The following is a 15,838-nucleotide window of genomic DNA, read 5'->3' on the forward strand; positions in this document are numbered from 1 at the left end:
AATAACGGTGTGAGACGCCGTAAGTGACAGGCACCGACCCTGCAAACCTAACTAAGGAATTTAATCATGGCAGTTATCAATACCAACCTGTTGTCCCTGACGACTCAGAACAACCTGAACAAATCTCAGTCTTCTCTGGGCACCGCCATCGAGCGTCTTTCTTCTGGTCTGCGTATCAACAGCTCTAAAGACGATGCTGCTGGTCAGGCGATTGCTAACCGTATGACCTCTCAGGTTAAAGGCATGACTCAGGCGGCGCGTAACGCCAACGACGGTATCTCCCTGGTGCAGACCGCGGAAGGTAACCTGAACGAGATCAACACCAACTTACAGCGTATCCGTGAACTGGCCGTACAGGCAGCGAACGACACCAACGGCACGACTGACCTGGACTCCATCAACACGGAAATCACCCAGCGTCTGTCTGAAATTGACCGTATCGCTGGCGGCGCGAACTTCAACGGCAAAAACCTGCTGAACGGTTCTGTATCTACCGCTCTGAAAATCCAGGTTGGCGCAGGTGTTTCTTCTAACGACACCATCGCAATCGACAGCTCTGCGCTGATCAACGCCACTTCCGGTACCCTGAGCAGCACCCTGAGCACCTCTATCGCAGGCAACTCCTCTGCACAGACCGTGATCTCTGCTGCTGACGCCGCTATCGCGAAAATCGATACCGCACGTTCTAACATGGGTGCGATTCAGAACCGTTTCGAATCAACCATCAACAACCTGAACAACTCCATCAACAACCTGTCTGCGGCACAGTCCCGTATCCAGGATGCTGACTACGCGACCGAAGTATCTAACATGTCCCGCTCGCAGATCCTGCAGCAGGCTGGTACTTCAGTGCTGTCTCAGGCGAACCAGGTTCCTCAGGCGATGCTGTCCCTGCTGCGTTAATTTCGCAAAATTCTTAAGAAAGGGTTGCTGGAAACAGCAGCCTTTTTTTTTGCCTCTGAAAGATGAATAACGTCAGCGACGCGCATTTCTAAACTCGAAAATAAGGCGCTGATTTAGGTTTTGTTCCCGCCATTATGGTTGCCCCCGCAGTGATAACCTTTCAACCTCTGCAGAATCGGTTAAAAAACGCATTATCACAGGTTAATACATCACTATGACAACTTACGCTCGCACCAGAGCCATGCACCAATATTATCGGGATGTATTCACCCGTGAAATCTATCTGCCTGAAGCCGATGCCCTGCCAGCCCATATCGTGGTGGAGATCCTCAACTACGCCAACGCCGATCTTCGTTCGCTGGAAGGCATGCTGAACGCGGCGGAAACCGAGTTAGATCCCGATCAGGATCGTGCCATCAAGCTGATGATGAGCGCGGTCGCGCTGGCGAACGGCGCCTTTGATAGCCGCTCGGACGGGCAGCAAGTGCCACTGTCAGCCGAAACCATTGCGCTGATCACAAGCCAGGTCGTTGAGGCGATGCAGCTTTCAAACAGTGTCCATTTCCTGGTCGCCTCCATTCAGATCCTGTTCCGCGTCAACGAAATTGACTCGGTGCTGTTCCTGATCACCAACAATCTCTCAACGCTCAGTGAAATCCCGAGCGTGCTGAAAATCCTGCTGCTCATCTGTCTGATGGAAGAGGATTACAACCAGGCGCTGGTGATTGTTCAGCAGCTCACGGCGAATGCCGACCTGATTGGCGAAGATCGCATGACGCTGATTATGGTGGTGTGCAGCATCTATAAGCTCGGCGGTTTCCCGGATTCATTTATCGACTTCCGCCCGCTGAGTTTACCCGCGCCGAAGCTTGATGCGTCGCGCTACGAATGGCTGATCGCCCCAGAAGATAACGGCAAAACCACGGTGATGGTGGCCTGTGACAAGGGTTACTACTATCAGCACGCCGTCGCGCTGCTGCTCTCAATTTATGAGACTAACGGCTGCGATCTGAACGTCCATTTCCATATCTATAACTGCGATGCGGAGATGATTTCGCATCTGCAGGGGCTGGGTAAGACGCTGCCGGGGCTGAATCTGTCGCTCAGCAGCGAATACTTTGCCGCGGTCCAGGCCGTGAATGTGCACTACGCCTGCCGCCGCTTTATCTTCCTGAGCCACGCGCTTGAGAAAATCAACGGGCCGATCATGGTCCTGGATGCCGACTGCCTGGTGAGAAAATCCTGGGCTGAGGTGAAAGCGCGCTACCAGGATAACGAACTGATCGTCTCGCACCACGACGGTCTGCCCCTGTGGGAGCAGATCCCGGCCGGATTCGTCTATACCCGCGGCGGCGCGATCTCGAAAAAATACTTCGCCGCTGTCGGCCACTTTATCGACGTCAACCTGGCAAGCGAGAAGGCCGAGTGGTTCCTCGATCAAATTGCGCTCTCTTTCTCCGTCGATGCCTTAACGCCCGTTGAGCAGATGAGCATTGGTCGCGAGCCGACGGCGGAACTGATCGACATTAAGCACTCCGATAACGCTTTTAGCTGGGTGGTGACCACCAGTAAAAATGCGGCGGGGCGCTATCAGGATTACAAAAAGCAGCTGTGCAGCAAATATCTGCCTGACGCGTGATGCTCCGGCAAGGAACGTTTTAATTTTCTCATTTGGATAAGCTTATCGTGACACGCGTTTACTCTGCTACTGGCCAGACTCCCGTCGCTCTTCATGCAGCGGCCTCGCTCTATCATGCTTCGAGCGTCACGCCCGACCAGGCGCGAATTCTGGAGCTGGGCTGTGGTGATGGGGAAGGGCTGGTGGCGAACGCGCTGGCCTGGCCAGAGAGTGTGGCGATCGGTGTTGATGTCCATGAAGAAGAGATCGCCCTCGGCCAGGCAAAGATTGCGCAATTTTCGCTGACCAACCTTGAGCTCCACCATGCCGGGCTGGCGGATCTGCTCGCTTCCGATTTAGGGGAGTTCGACTACATCGTGCTGCGAGGACTCTTCTCGCTGATGGGCGGCGACGAGCGAATCGCGCTGCTCTCCTGGTGCCAGTCACACCTTTCATCCCAGGGGGTGATTGCCCTTCACTGGCCGGTGTTACCTGGCGCGCAGGAGAGCAAAACCTTACAGGATGCGCTCTGTTTTCACGCCGGGAGCGCAGCGGATATCGACGCGCAAATTGATTCCGCGCGCGGGATGCTCAGCTATCTGGCGATGACTCTCCCGGAAGGCAGCTTAAAAGATCAGGTCACCCGCGCAGAAAAAAGCAACGATCTGACGCTGGCGTTGCGCTATCTCAGTCACAGCCATCAGGGCGACTACTTTGTCGATTTTCAGCAGGTTATCGCTGATGCCGGATTGAGCTATCTTGGCGACGCCGTTCCGCAGAGCGAGACGGCGAGCTTCTACGGCAGCAAAGTGGCGCAGATGCATGGCCTGATCAGCCGCGGCAGCACGCGCGCCATCAGCCAGCAGTATCTCGATTTTGCCACCGGCCGGAGCGAGCGTTTCAGCCTGCTGATCCACCCAACGACGGTCTCTTTTGCCGAAGAGCCAGACCTCGAATCCATCGAGCATCTGCACTGGGCGGGCTGCTTCAAGCGCCAGACCAACGCCAGCGGGGTGATGGCCAACGGGCATATCGGTCAGGACGGCACGCCGCTCAGAACAGACAATAAAACCACGCTGCAGATCCTCGATGTGCTGTCCGAAGTCTGGCCGTTAAGCCTGAGCTTTGAGCAACTGCTTTTCCACTGCCGTTTCCCGGAAGAGACCACCCGGGATCATCGCGCTGAGCTGGTTTCATCCCTGCAGGATCTACTGTCAAATGCCATCAGCGGGCTGATGATCTCCGCCGTGCCTTGCGCGTATAACCTGGCGACCGACGACGTTTTGCGTCCCATCGTCCCTGTCACCGAGGCCGCTTTTGCCGATAAGGGCGACATCACGCTGCAAAACTACTGGGGCCAGCCCGTCACGCTCAGCCTTGATGAGTGGCGTTTTGCGACGGATGCGCAACAGTGGCAGGGCGCAGCCAACTGGCCGCGCTTTTGCGCGCTGCGGGATAAAGGGCTGTTAACCGGCTCCATCGCCGCCTGGCGCAACGCCCTGCAAGAATTCATGAAATCTGACGATCTGGCGGTGATCAAACAGGTCTATATCGGCCTGCTGATGTTCAGCTGCGAGCGTAAATACGGCGGATTTTCCCTCACGCCGGATCTGAAACAGACCCCCGTCGGCAGCGATGAGCAGTACGACAGCCTGTACGATGAGGTCAACGCCCTGATCCAGCAGGGGCGGCATAAACAAGCCCGCGACCGGGTGGCGGATTTACTCAAAGACGATCCGGACAACGTGCATTTGCTGCGCTGTCAGGCCCGCTCCAGCCTGCTGATGGAGCAGTGGCAACCGTCGCTGCTCATCAGTAGCCGCCTGCTGGGACACTATTCCATGCACTGGGATAGCTATTACGATCTGGCGACTGCGCTGTTTAAAATTGACGAGCTGCTCGAAGCGCGCAAGCTGCTGCGGGCCTTGTTGCGTATTGACGATCAAAACGCGAACTGCTGGAACCTGCTGGCGTGCCTGTTCCATTCCCGACGCGAGATGGCGGTTGCCGAGAAATGCGCGCGGCAGGCGATCCGTCTGGCGGCGGACGTGCCGTATTTCCTGAGCATCATGGGGATTATCCTCAGCGATAACCAAAAAATACCCGATGCGCGCTATTTCCTTGAGAAATCCCTGTCGCTGAAAGGCGATGATTTAAACACCTTCACCAGCCTGCTGTTTGTCCTGAGCCATGATGTCAGTTTGTCGCCCGCCGACCTGTTTTCTGTCCATCAGAAATATGGCCGCCAGGTGAACGAGATGTGCCAGTCCCAGCAGGTGGCGATTCACCATGCGGGCAGCAAAGATCCCCAGCGCAAGCTGCGCGTTGGCTTTGTCTCGGGCGATCTCCGTAACCATCCGGTCAGCAATTTCTTCCTGCCGTTCTGGGATAACCTGAACCGCGAGCACTTCGATCTTATCGGCTACAGCACCATCGATAAAACCGATGAGGTGAGCGAGCACTATGCCCGCACGTCAGCTATCTGGCGCATGGCGACGGAGTACAGCGACGCGGAGCTGGCGAAGCAGATCGCCGAAGATCAGATTGATATTCTGGTCGACCTGTCGGGCCACACCACGGGAACCCGTCTGCCGGTCTTTGGTTTTAAACCTGCGCCGGTGCAGATGACCTGGATTGGCTATCCGGGAACGTCAGGCCTGGATCAGATGGACTATCGCATCACCACGCCGGGGCTGGGTAAGCCTGGCGAAATGGACGATCAGTACACTGAAAAACTGCTCTATATGCCGCTGCGCAGCTTCTTTGCCCCGAGCGAACTCAGCCCGGAGGTTAACCCGCTGCCGGCGCTCAGCAATGGCTACTTCACCTACGGCAGCTTCAACCGTCCGAAGAAACTGAACAATGAGGTCTTCGCCCTGTGGGCGCAGATCATGTCGCGTAATCCGACCGCGAAGCTGCTGATTGGTTTTATGGACGATGACGAGATGATTGCCCGTTATCGCAAAAAACTCTGCGCGCTGGGCGTGCTGGAGTCGCAGCTGATTTTCCGCAAAACAACCGATCTCGAAACCTACCTGCGCATGCATCACGAAGTGGATCTGATGCTGGACTCCTTCCCGTATACCGGTGGCACGACAACCAGCCACGGCGTCTGGATGGGCGTTCCGACGCTGAGTATTGCCGGGGCGACCACCGCGTCGCGCCAGGGGGTGGAGATCATGCACATCTATGGCCTGCAGCCGTTCGTCGCCACCAGCCAGCAAGATTACGTCGAGCGCGCCGTTGGCTGGCAAAACCGTCTTCAGGAGCTGAACGACTGGCGCCAGAGCATGCGTAACAACATGCCGCTGAAGCAGGATGGCTTTGACGTGGCCGCACCGCTGGAAAAAGCGCTGCGCAAGGCGTGGGAGATTTACTGCTCCGGGCAACCGGCACAGAGTTTTACGGTAGAAGAGTAGGGCGGTTCGTGGCGGCGTAAGCCGTCCGCGAGGGCAAACACAGATTTCTTTTGAAGGTGCGTTATGAAAAACAATGTCTACGTCACGAGCCCGCTGCTTCCGCCGCTCGAGGAGTTTATTCCTTACCTGGAGCAAATCTGGGAAAACAAGTTTTTAACCAACGGCGGTCAGTTTCACCAGCAGCTGGAAAAAGCGCTGGCGGAATACCTCGGCGTGGAGCACCTGTGTCTGTTCTCTAACGGCACGCTCGCGCTGCTGACGGCGCTGCAGGCGCTACGCATCACCGGGGAAGTGATCACCACCCCGTACTCGTTTGTCGCGACCTCGCATTCGCTACTGTGGAACGGCCTGACGCCGGTGTTTGCGGATATCGATCCGGTGACCTGCAATATCGATCCGGCGAAAATCGAACAGCTGATTACCCCGGCTACGTCCGCCATCCTGCCGGTCCACTGCTACGGCATTCCGTGCGACGTGGACGGCATCCAGAAGATCGCCGATGCCTGGGGCTTAAAGGTGATTTACGATGCGGCGCACGCGTTTGGTGTCAAAAAAGACGGACAAAGCGTGCTGAACTGCGGCGATCTGTCGATTCTGAGCTTCCACGCCACCAAGGTGTTTAACACCTTTGAAGGCGGGGCGATTATCTGCCCGGATGCGCGCATGAAGCAGCGCATCGACTACCTGAAAAACTTCGGTTTCGCCGGGGAGACCACCGTGGTGGCACCGGGGATCAACGCCAAAATGAACGAAGTGCAGGCCGCGTTTGGCCTGGTGCAGCTCCAGCATATTGACGGCGCCCTGGCGGCCCGTCGCGCCATCTATGAGCGCTACTGTGAACTGCTGAGCGATATCGACGGGATTGAGTCCTTCAGCGCGCCGGACAATGTGGAGTGGAATCACGCCTACTACCCGGTGCTGGTGAACGAGAGCTATCCCCTCAGCCGCGACCAGCTCTATGACGTGCTGAAAGAAGAGAATATCTACTCGCGTCGCTACTTCTACCCGCTGATCAGCTCGTTTTCCATGTACCGGCATCTGCCTTCCGCCAGCCCGCAAAACCTGCCTGTCGCGGAAGGTATCTCGCAGAAAATTCTCTGCCTGCCGATTTTCCCGGATCTGAGCGAAAGCGATCAGGATCGCGTGGTGGCGATGATTCGCCAGTACAGCGCCGCGTCGGCGAATCAGCCGCTGGTGGCGCAGGTTGACGGAGAAGTGGCATGAAACTGGGTATTTACGGCGCAGGCGGCCTGGGGCGCGAAGTGTTAGTCCTGGCGCAGCAGCTCAACCAATCTTCCCGCTGGGAAGAGATCTTTTTTATCGATGACGTTACTGACGAAAACGTGGTCTCAGGCATCCCGGTCCATCGTTTTGCCCTGCTGGATCATCAGTGCACCGAAGTAGTGATTGCGATTGGTGAACCGGCCGCGCGGCAGAAACTGGCCGAGAAAGTGCTCGCCAGAACCAGCCTGACGACGCTGATCCATCCTTCGGTCTTTATTCCGCCGGGGACGCACATTGGCGCCGGGGCGATTATCTGCGACCACGCCTTTATCTCCTGCGATGTCGACATTGGGGAAAACACCCTGATTCAGCCGCACGCCAGCGTCGGCCACGATACCCGCGTGGGGCCGCACTCGGTGGTCTCCAGCAACGTTACTCTGGCCGGACACTGTCTGGTGGGCAAGCGCGTGTTTATCGGCATGAATGTGGCGGTGAAAGAAAAAACCACCCTCGGCGCTGACGTTATCGTCGGGATGGGCAGTGCGGTGTTCAGCGATATTGCTGAAGAGTCCGTGGCCCTCGGGAATCCTGCTCGCGTGATGCGCAAAAATGAGCAAAAGAAAGTTTTTAAGTAATTGTTTTGTCTGGAGCTATTCGAAATGACTAATTTAATAAAGTACAACACGATTTTTGTCGAAACCTTTGAGATCACTGAAGACATCCTGCCTGGCTACAAATATCAGGACACCCCTTCCTGGGACTCCGTCGGTCATATGAGCATGATTGCGGCGCTGGAAGAGACCTTCGACATCATGCTGGACACCGAAGACATTATTGATTTCTCCTCCTGGGAAAAAGGGAAAGAGATCCTCAAAAAATATGATGTTGAAGTCGCCTGAATAAAGGAGGGGTGAGCATGTTACTGGCCGGGAAAACTGCCGTTGTGACTGGATGCCTGCAGGGAATAGGGAAGGCGACGCTGGTCGCCTTTGCCCGCCAGGGTGCGAACCTGTTTGCCTGCGTTCAGCAGGAGGATGAGGATTTTTTAACCTTTATTCGTGACCTGAGCGCAGAGCACGGCGTATCCATTACGCCGGTAAGCTTTGATTTGCTGGACGACGCGTCGATCAAACAAGCCGCGATGACCATTCAAAAAGCGAAACAGCCGATTGATATCCTGGTGAACGTAGCGGGCGTGACGCTCGATGCGCTGTTCCCGATGGTCACGCTCGATCAGCTGCAAAAAACCTTCACCATTAATTTCTTCTCGCAGATGGTGTTTACCCAGTACATGACCCGTCTGATGCTGCGCAATAAGCGCGGCAGCGTGATTAACATCGCCAGTATTTCCGGACTCGACGGCAATGTGGGGCAGCTCTCTTATTCCGCCTCCAAGGCGGCGATGATCGCGGCCACCAAAACATTGTCTGCCGAGCTGGGTCCGCAGGGCATCCGCGTAAACGCGGTGGCGCCCGGCGTGATCCAGACCGCGATGACGGAAAACCTGCCGCAGGCGGTGGTGGATGAAAAAATGGCGGCGGCCGCTATTCCGCGCCTGGGTCTGGCAGAAGAGGTGGCAAATACCCTCTGCTGGTTAGCGTCTGATGCGGCGGCTTACGTCACCGGTCAGGTTATCCGCGTCGACGGCGGGATTGGGCACTAAGGGGCTGACTATGCTGTTAAAAGATAAAAATGTCATTATTACCGGCTGCAAGCGCGGGATTGGTCGGGCGATGGTCGAGGCGTTTGCGTCTAATGGCGCCAGTATTTACGCCCATGCCCGCAGCGCTGACGACGATTTTTTGACGGATATGGCCCAGACTGCCGCCCGTCACGGGGTGCAAATCTGGCCGCTCTGTTTTGATCTCACCGATTCGGCGGCAATGAAGCTGGCGGTCAAACAGCTGATGAGCGACAAACGCCCGCTGCACGGCCTGGTGAACAACGCCGGGATTACCCTCAACGCCCTGTTCCAGATGACCACCGAGCAGGCGTTGCGTCAGCAGTTTGAAGTCAATTTCTTCTCGCTGTTCAACTTCACGCAATCCGTCTCCAAGCTGATGGCGCGCCAGAAGCAGGGCAGTATCGTCAATATCGCCTCGACGGCCGCGCAGGATGGCAACGCCGGGAAATCGGCGTATGGCGCATCCAAGGCGGCGGTGATCGCCCTGACGGAATCCATTGCCACCGAGCTGGGTGAAACCGGGATCCGTGCGAACTGCATCGCACCGGGGATCACCGATACGGATATGCTGGAAACCCTTCCGGCTGCCATTATCGAAGCGACGCGCAATCAGACCGATCTGCGCCGTCTGGGCAACCCGTCCAACATCGCCGATGCGGCGGTGTTTTTAGTCTCCGATCTGGCGAGCTACATTACCGGCCAGACGCTGCGCGTGGACGGCGGTTTACGATGAGTCGCGTCGCTGAACTGCAGGCAGCCGCCCGTCAGATCCGCCGCTCGATGATCGACGTGGCGTTCAATGCGCCCGTTGACGGCGTGCATCTTGGCTCGGCGCTGTCGATGGTAGAGATCGCCACCGTCCTGTATGGATCAGTGATGCGTTATTCGGCGCACAATATGGCGAGCCAGGATCGCGACCGCTTTTTACTGAGCAAGGGTCATGCCGCCCTCGCGCTCTATACCACGCTGCACCACTACGGCGTGTTGAGTGCGGAACAGCTGGCGACCTTCGATCACAGCGGCTCGCTTTTCCCGGCGCTGACGCCGATGAATTCGGCCCTCGGCATTGATTTCGCCGGTGGCTCTCTGGGGCTTGGCGTGGGCTTTGCCAGCGGGATCGCCTGGCATCAGCGCCTGAAACAGCAGCCGTGGCACAACTACGTCGTGCTGGGTGACGGGGAATGCAATGAAGGCTCCATCTGGGAGAGCGCCATGTTTGCCGCGCACCACGGGTTAGATAACCTGACGGCGATTGTCGACGTGAACGGCTTCCAGTCGGATATCGCCTGCGAACAAACTCTTAAAATGAATTTCCCGGCCCTGTGGCAGGCCTGCGGCTGGCATGTTGAAACCTGCGACGGCCATGATATCGCAGCGCTCCAGCAGGCTTTCGCTGCACCTTCCCACGGCAAACCGAAAGCGGTGATCGCCGCTACCGTGAAAGGGAAAGGGATCTCCTTTATGGAACATAACAACGCGTTTCACCGCGCGAAACTCTCTGCGGCGCAGCGCCTTGCCGCCCTGGAGGAGCTGGTATGAATATCTCCGTCTCTCCGGCAGAGGTCCGGGCCTGGTCGATGATGGGCACGCGCGGCACCTTTGGCGTGACGCTCCTGAATCTTGCCCAGCAGAACCCCGATATCGTGGGGCTGACCGCGGATCTGGGGATTACCTCGGGCATGGAGCGTTTCAGCCATACCTTCCCCGAGCGCTATATTAACGTCGGTATTGCCGAGCAAAATCTGATCGGCGTGGCGGCAGGTATTGCCTCCCAGGGCAGTATTCCGTTTGCCACCACTTTTGCGAACTTCGCAGCACTTCGCTCCTGCGAGCAGATGCGCCATTACATGGGCTATCTGCAGGGCAATATTAAAGTGGTCGGGCTGGCGTCCGGGTTTGCGATGGGGATGTTTGGCACCACCCATTACGGGATTGAAGATATCGCCACGCTGCGCTCGATAGCCAATCTCACCATCCTGTCGCCTGCGGATGCGACGGCGACGGCACTGCTGACGCTCGCGGCGGCAGAACATACCGGGCCGGTCTATCTGCGCCTGACGGGCGGAATGCGCACGCCGATCGTCTATCGCGACGCGCAGACATTCACCCCAGGCAAAGCCAACCTGCTCCGCGAAGGCTCTGACGTGGCGCTGGTGGCGACGGGGAGCATGGTTTCAGCCTCGCTGAAAGCGGCGGAGATCCTCGCCGAGCGCGGGATCAGCTGCAGCGTTACCGATATGTTCACCCTCAAGCCGCTGGATACGGAAGCGTTAAAAAATCAGTTTGGCTGCAAAATGATGGTGAGCCTTGAAGAGCATAGCGTCATTGGCGGACTGGGCAGCGCCGTTGCCGAGTTTCTGGTGACCCAGCCACAGGCGCCGCGTCTGCTAACCATTGGCATACCGCAGGGCTACGGCCCGGCGGGGGAGTATCAGTGGATGCTCGAGCAAAACGGCCTGACCGGGGCGCAGATTGCGGGCACGATCCTGGAGAGTTTGTCATGACGCCCTTCTGGCAGCTTGCGGCCGACAGCGATGCGGTGGCCGTGATCGACGACCAGGATACCGCGCTCACGTATCGCGAGCTGGCGCATTCCGTTGCCGCCCTTGCCGAAACATTGCCAGCCCGCGCGCTGGTTTTTTGCTTATGCGATAACAGCCCCGGCGCGCTGGTGGGCTATCTGGCCTGCCTGAACGCCCGCGCGGTTCCGCTGATGCTGGATAAAACGATCGCCCCGGAACTCCTGCAACAGCTGCTCGATATCTATCGCCCTGGCTTTATCTGGCAGCAGGGCGCGGACGGTTATGCGCTTGAGGATTTACAGCAGCCAGCGCCGGAGATGGATGACTCCCTGGCCTTGCTGATTGCCACCTCCGGCTCGACCGGCAGCCCAAAACTGGTGCGTCAGAGCTATCAAAACCTGCTCTCGAACACCCGCAGCATCATTGATTATCTTGGCATCGACCGTCACGAGCGGGCGCTCGCCTGGCTGCCGATGAACTACGTCTACGGACTGTCGATTATCAACACCCATCTGGCGCAAGGGGCCACGCTGCTGCTGACCAACAGTGGCCCGGTGCAGCCGGGGTTCTGGCGTTTTGTGAAACAGCATTCAGCCACCTCGCTCTCCGGCGTGCCATACAGCTGGGAAATACTGAAAAAACTGCGCTTTACCCGCATGGATCTCCCGTCGCTGAAAACCCTGACCCAGGCCGGAGGCAAACTGCGCCCGGAGCTGCACAGCGAGCTGGCGGCGTGGGCGGCTGAGAAAGGGTTACGCTTTTTCGTCATGTACGGTGCATCAGAAGCCACCTCGCGGATGGGCTATTTGCCTCCCGAGCTGGCGGCAGATCATCCGGGCGTGATGGGAAGGGCGATCCCGGGCGGCCGGTTTGCCCTTGAGGACGAAACCGGTGCGGAAATCACCGCCGCCGGTGAGCGCGGTGAGCTGATTTACTACGGTGAGAACGTCACGCTCGGGTATGCCACCTGTCGTGCGGATTTGGCCAAAGGTGACGAGCGCCGCGGGCGTCTGGCGACCGGAGATATGGCCAGCCGTAATGAGGCCGGGCTTTACACCATCGTCGGGCGTAAAACGCGCTTTCTGAAAGTCTTCGGCAACCGCATCGGGCTGGATGAACTTGAGCATCTGGTGGTGAATGCATTCCCGTCCACCGAGTGTGTGGCGGTCGGGCGCGACGACAACGTGCAGGTGTTTATTACCGATGCGCATCAGGCAGAAGCGGTCAAAAGCTATCTGGCGAAAACCTGCCAGCTGCACCACTCCGCATTCAGGGTGACCGGGATCGAGGCGATCCCGAAAAACCCGGCGGGGAAAACCTTATACCGTCAGCTGGAGGCATTGTGTGACTGAATTTGATGCCTGGCTCGAACATGGGCCTTACGCCTTAAAGCGCGACGAAAAACGCCAGCATCTGCTGGCGCGCATGCGCAGGCTGACGGAACACCATCAGCAGAATTGCGAGCCTTACCGCAATATGTTGCAGGGGCTGGGCTGCGACGTGACCCGGCTGAATCAGCTTGAAGACGTGCCGTTTCTGCCCGTTTCGCTGTTCAAAACTCTGTCCCTGCAAAGCGTGCCGGAAGAAGAGGTGGTCAAAACCATGACCTCTTCAGGCACCTCGGGGCAGCAGGTTTCGCGTATTTTCCTCGATAAAATGACCGCCGCGCGCCAGCAGAAAACGCTGGTGCGCATTGTGAGCCATTTTACCGGTGCAGGGCGATTGCCGATGCTGATCCTCGACACCCCGGCAGTGATGAAAGATCGCAACATGTTTTCCGCGCGTGGGGCGGGCATTCTCGGATTTTCGATGTTCGGATCTGAGCGCTGCTGGGCGTTAACGGAATCCATCGATCTGGATGTGGAAGGCATCAGTGCGTTCCTGGAGCGTCATCAGGGGAAACCCATTCTGCTGTTTGGTTTTACCTTTATGGTCTGGCAGCATTTTTACCAGGCGTTAAAGACCAGCGGCAAGTCTCTCAACTTAGAGAACGGGATCCTGATCCACGGCGGCGGCTGGAAAAAACTCCAGTCGCAGGCGGTTTCCGCCGTAGAGTTTGCCGATGCGTTGTACAGCGTGTGTGGTATTAAAAACATTTCTGACTATTACGGCATGGTGGAACAGACCGGCTGCATTTATATGCAGTGCGAGCAGGGCCATCTCCATGCCAGTATTTTCTCCGATGTGATCGTCCGCGATCCGCGCACGCTTTCTCCGTGCCCACCGGGTCAACCCGGTATTATTCAGGTCCTGTCGACGATCCCGGAATCCTATCCGGGCCATTCGCTGTTAACTGAAGACGAAGGGATGATCCTCGGGGAAGATGATTGTCCGTGCGGCAGGGCAGGAAAGTATTTCCGTATTCTTGGCCGACTGAAAAATGCAGAAATAAGAGGATGCAGTGACACCTATGCCGCAGAGTTTTGAATCATTACGCTTCCGGGTGGGTGACGGGCTGGTCCTGGCGCAGATGCCCGAGGCAAAGCCGCGTATGCCCTTTGCTCCTGAAGTCATGGCATTCCTGCACACTTTCTCGAAAATAGTACTGGCAATGCCGCAGGCGCGTCCGCACAGCGATGTGATCTCACTCGCATTCTGGTGTCGAAAAGCGGCGCTGGAGAAAATGAAACAGACACTCCAGTATAAAGAGCGACTGTTGGGTCGGGGCGTGGCGTTTCATATTGCGCCGTCGAATGTGGCGGTCAATTTTGCTTACTCGCTGTTTGCCGGATTACTCACCGGAAATGCCAATGTTGTGCGCCTGCCGTCAAAAATGTTCGTGCAGGTCGATATTATTTGCGAGGCCCTTAACCAGGCGCTGCAACAACATGTTCCGATACGTGAATTGATCTGTCTGGTGCAATATGGGTATGAGAGCGAAATTAATAACGCGCTGTCAGCACTGTCTCAGTCACGTTTAATTTGGGGCGGGGATAAAACCATTGCCTTAATTCGCCAGTCGCCGCTTTCCCCTCGCGCTGTCGATGTGGCCTTTGCCGATCGCTATTCCATTGCCATTATTCACGCCGATGAATATCTCGCCGCTGACAATAAACAACGCATCGCCCAAAACTTTTTTAACGATACCCTGTTAACCGATCAGCTGGCGTGTACCTCGCCAAAAGTGGTGGTGTGGCTGGGAGAACGAAAAGCCGAGGCGCGCGCGCAGTTTTGGGCGCATTTTGAATCTTACCTGCAAGACAGGCCTGATCCCGAAGCCGTTTCGGTGGTGAAAACTCTCGCCGATTATTGCCAGCGGGCGGCACAAAACCCGGCGTTAAAATATATTCCGTCAGAGACGCGATATATTTTCCGGGTAGAGGCAGAGGCGGTAAGTCAGGAGATGCTGGACACTCATCACGGGAATGGACTTTTTTATGAGTGGCTGGTGAATGACATCAGTGAAATTATGTCTATCTGCGGGGAAAAATGTCAGACTGTTGCGACATTTGGCGTATCCAGAAATAATATTGAGACGTTTATTGTTAACCATGCCCCTAAAGGCGTTGACCGAATAGTTTCTTTCGGTGAAACCATGGAGTTTTCACTGCACTGGGACGGCTATGATCTGCTAAAAACATTAACGCGGACAATCACTTTGTCGCCTGACTATTAGTCGGGCGGCCCCCGTTTTCGCATTACCCCCCAAATAACCCCCGATTTCACCCACTATTCATCCGATTAAAACCCCTCCAGAATTGGATAATCATGCCGATAACTCAATTAACGCAGGGCTGTTTATCGTGAATTCACTCTATACCGCTGATGGTGTAATGGATAAACACTCGCTGTGGCAGCGTTATGTCCCGCTGGTGCGTCATGAAGCGTTGCGCCTCCAGGTGCGATTGCCGGCGAGTGTGGAACTGGACGACCTGCTACAGGCGGGCGGTATCGGGTTACTGAATGCAGTGGACCGGTACGACGCTCTGCAAGGAACGGCATTTACGACTTACGCAGTACAGCGTATTCGGGGTGCGATGCTGGACGAACTGCGCAGCCGTGACTGGGTGCCACGTAGTGTTCGCCGCAATGCCCGCGAAGTGGCACATGCAATAGGACAGCTGGAACAGGAACTGGGACGTAACGCGACGGAAACTGAAGTGGCGGAACGTCTTGGCATTGCTGTGGCAGATTATCGCCAGATGTTGCTCGATACCAATAACAGCCAGCTCTTCTCTTATGACGAGTGGCGTGAAGAGCATGGCGATAGCATCGAGCTGGTGACTGATGAAAATCAGCAACAAAACCCGTTACACCATTTACTGGAAGGTAATTTGCGCTCGCGCGTGATGGAAGCGATTGAAGCGTTACCGGAACGTGAGCAGCTGGTGTTAACCCTCTACTACCAGGAAGAGCTGAATCTGAAGGAGATCGGCGCGGTACTGGAAGTCGGGGAGTCGCGGGTGAGCCAATTGCATAGTCAGGCCATCAAACGCTTACGGACCAAACTGGGTAAGTTATAGGCGAT

Annotated in this window: 14 protein-coding genes; all 14 read left to right on the plus strand. The window is 56.6% G+C overall.

Annotated elements, in window-relative coordinates; genetic code table 11:
- Positions 1-66: 66 nt before the first annotated feature.
- The 14 genes from AC3WS9_RS08415 (at position 67) to AC3WS9_RS08480 (ending at position 15,833) form a co-directional block, all read left to right on the plus strand.
- On the plus strand, positions 67-903 hold the full coding sequence (locus AC3WS9_RS08415) for a flagellin N-terminal helical domain-containing protein (RefSeq protein ID WP_282495412.1): 837 nt from the start codon (positions 67-69) through the stop codon (positions 901-903).
- Positions 904-1,117: 214 nt separating this feature from the next.
- A complete protein-coding gene (locus AC3WS9_RS08420) occupies positions 1,118-2,542 on the plus strand; it encodes a hypothetical protein (protein WP_492487747.1) in 1,425 nt (474 codons plus the stop codon).
- Positions 2,543-2,589: 47 nt separating this feature from the next.
- Entirely contained in the window at positions 2,590-5,940 is a 3,351-nt protein-coding gene (locus AC3WS9_RS08425; RefSeq protein WP_492487748.1) for an O-linked N-acetylglucosamine transferase family protein, read from the plus strand.
- Positions 5,941-6,003: 63 nt separating this feature from the next.
- Positions 6,004-7,164, plus strand: coding sequence for a DegT/DnrJ/EryC1/StrS family aminotransferase (locus tag AC3WS9_RS08430; protein ID WP_282495415.1), 1,161 nt, complete (start codon positions 6,004-6,006; stop codon positions 7,162-7,164).
- A complete protein-coding gene (locus tag AC3WS9_RS08435; protein ID WP_285144189.1) occupies positions 7,161-7,799 on the plus strand; it encodes an acetyltransferase in 639 nt (212 codons plus the stop codon). Before AC3WS9_RS08430 ends, AC3WS9_RS08435 begins: the two co-directional genes overlap by 4 nt.
- Positions 7,800-7,823: 24 nt before the next feature.
- Entirely contained in the window at positions 7,824-8,063 is a 240-nt protein-coding gene (locus AC3WS9_RS08440) for an acyl carrier protein (RefSeq protein ID WP_285144190.1), read from the plus strand.
- Between the two features lie 17 nt (positions 8,064-8,080).
- Entirely contained in the window at positions 8,081-8,827 is a 747-nt protein-coding gene (locus AC3WS9_RS08445) for an SDR family NAD(P)-dependent oxidoreductase (protein WP_282495454.1), read from the plus strand.
- 10 nt (positions 8,828-8,837) lie between these two features.
- Complete coding sequence (locus tag AC3WS9_RS08450; protein WP_492487751.1) at positions 8,838-9,581, plus strand: SDR family NAD(P)-dependent oxidoreductase; 744 nt, start codon at positions 8,838-8,840, stop codon at positions 9,579-9,581.
- The gene (locus tag AC3WS9_RS08455; RefSeq protein ID WP_492487756.1) at positions 9,578-10,387 is read left to right on the plus strand and encodes a transketolase; all 810 of its coding nucleotides are present in this window, start codon (positions 9,578-9,580) and stop codon (positions 10,385-10,387) included. Before AC3WS9_RS08450 ends, AC3WS9_RS08455 begins: the two co-directional genes overlap by 4 nt.
- Complete coding sequence (locus AC3WS9_RS08460) at positions 10,384-11,352, plus strand: transketolase family protein (RefSeq protein WP_492487758.1); 969 nt, start codon at positions 10,384-10,386, stop codon at positions 11,350-11,352. The genes AC3WS9_RS08455 and AC3WS9_RS08460 overlap by 4 nt, the downstream gene beginning before the upstream one ends.
- Entirely contained in the window at positions 11,349-12,722 is a 1,374-nt protein-coding gene (locus AC3WS9_RS08465; RefSeq protein ID WP_492487760.1) for an AMP-binding protein, read from the plus strand. The genes AC3WS9_RS08460 and AC3WS9_RS08465 overlap by 4 nt, the downstream gene beginning before the upstream one ends.
- Positions 12,715-13,797 (plus strand): LuxE/PaaK family acyltransferase, encoded by a 1,083-nt coding sequence (locus tag AC3WS9_RS08470; RefSeq protein ID WP_492487762.1) that lies wholly within the window; start codon positions 12,715-12,717, stop codon positions 13,795-13,797. The genes AC3WS9_RS08465 and AC3WS9_RS08470 overlap by 8 nt, the downstream gene beginning before the upstream one ends.
- Positions 13,781-14,986, plus strand: a complete 1,206-nt coding sequence (locus AC3WS9_RS08475; protein WP_492487763.1) for an acyl-CoA reductase — start codon at positions 13,781-13,783, stop codon at positions 14,984-14,986. Before AC3WS9_RS08470 ends, AC3WS9_RS08475 begins: the two co-directional genes overlap by 17 nt.
- A gap of 127 nt (positions 14,987-15,113) precedes the next feature.
- A complete protein-coding gene (locus AC3WS9_RS08480; RefSeq protein WP_282495424.1) occupies positions 15,114-15,833 on the plus strand; it encodes an RNA polymerase sigma factor FliA in 720 nt (239 codons plus the stop codon).
- Positions 15,834-15,838 lie beyond the last annotated feature (5 nt).

Source organism: Lelliottia sp. EB106-05-01-XG201 (assembly GCF_058791735.1).

What these genes read in the sequence shown, in the direction of transcription:
- AC3WS9_RS08415 (WP_282495412.1), top strand. Translation starts at nt 67, where the DNA reads ATGGCAGTTATCAATACCAACCTGTTGTCCCTGACGACTCAGAACAAC.
- AC3WS9_RS08420 (WP_492487747.1), top strand. Translation starts at nt 1,118, where the DNA reads ATGACAACTTACGCTCGCACCAGAGCCATGCACCAATATTATCGGGAT.
- AC3WS9_RS08430 (WP_282495415.1), top strand. Translation starts at nt 6,004, where the DNA reads ATGAAAAACAATGTCTACGTCACGAGCCCGCTGCTTCCGCCGCTCGAG.
- AC3WS9_RS08435 (WP_285144189.1), top strand. Translation starts at nt 7,161, where the DNA reads ATGAAACTGGGTATTTACGGCGCAGGCGGCCTGGGGCGCGAAGTGTTA.
- AC3WS9_RS08440 (WP_285144190.1), top strand. Translation starts at nt 7,824, where the DNA reads ATGACTAATTTAATAAAGTACAACACGATTTTTGTCGAAACCTTTGAG.
- AC3WS9_RS08445 (WP_282495454.1), top strand. Translation starts at nt 8,081, where the DNA reads ATGTTACTGGCCGGGAAAACTGCCGTTGTGACTGGATGCCTGCAGGGA.
- AC3WS9_RS08450 (WP_492487751.1), top strand. Translation starts at nt 8,838, where the DNA reads ATGCTGTTAAAAGATAAAAATGTCATTATTACCGGCTGCAAGCGCGGG.
- AC3WS9_RS08455 (WP_492487756.1), top strand. Translation starts at nt 9,578, where the DNA reads ATGAGTCGCGTCGCTGAACTGCAGGCAGCCGCCCGTCAGATCCGCCGC.
- AC3WS9_RS08460 (WP_492487758.1), top strand. Translation starts at nt 10,384, where the DNA reads ATGAATATCTCCGTCTCTCCGGCAGAGGTCCGGGCCTGGTCGATGATG.
- AC3WS9_RS08465 (WP_492487760.1), top strand. Translation starts at nt 11,349, where the DNA reads ATGACGCCCTTCTGGCAGCTTGCGGCCGACAGCGATGCGGTGGCCGTG.
- AC3WS9_RS08475 (WP_492487763.1), top strand. Translation starts at nt 13,781, where the DNA reads ATGCCGCAGAGTTTTGAATCATTACGCTTCCGGGTGGGTGACGGGCTG.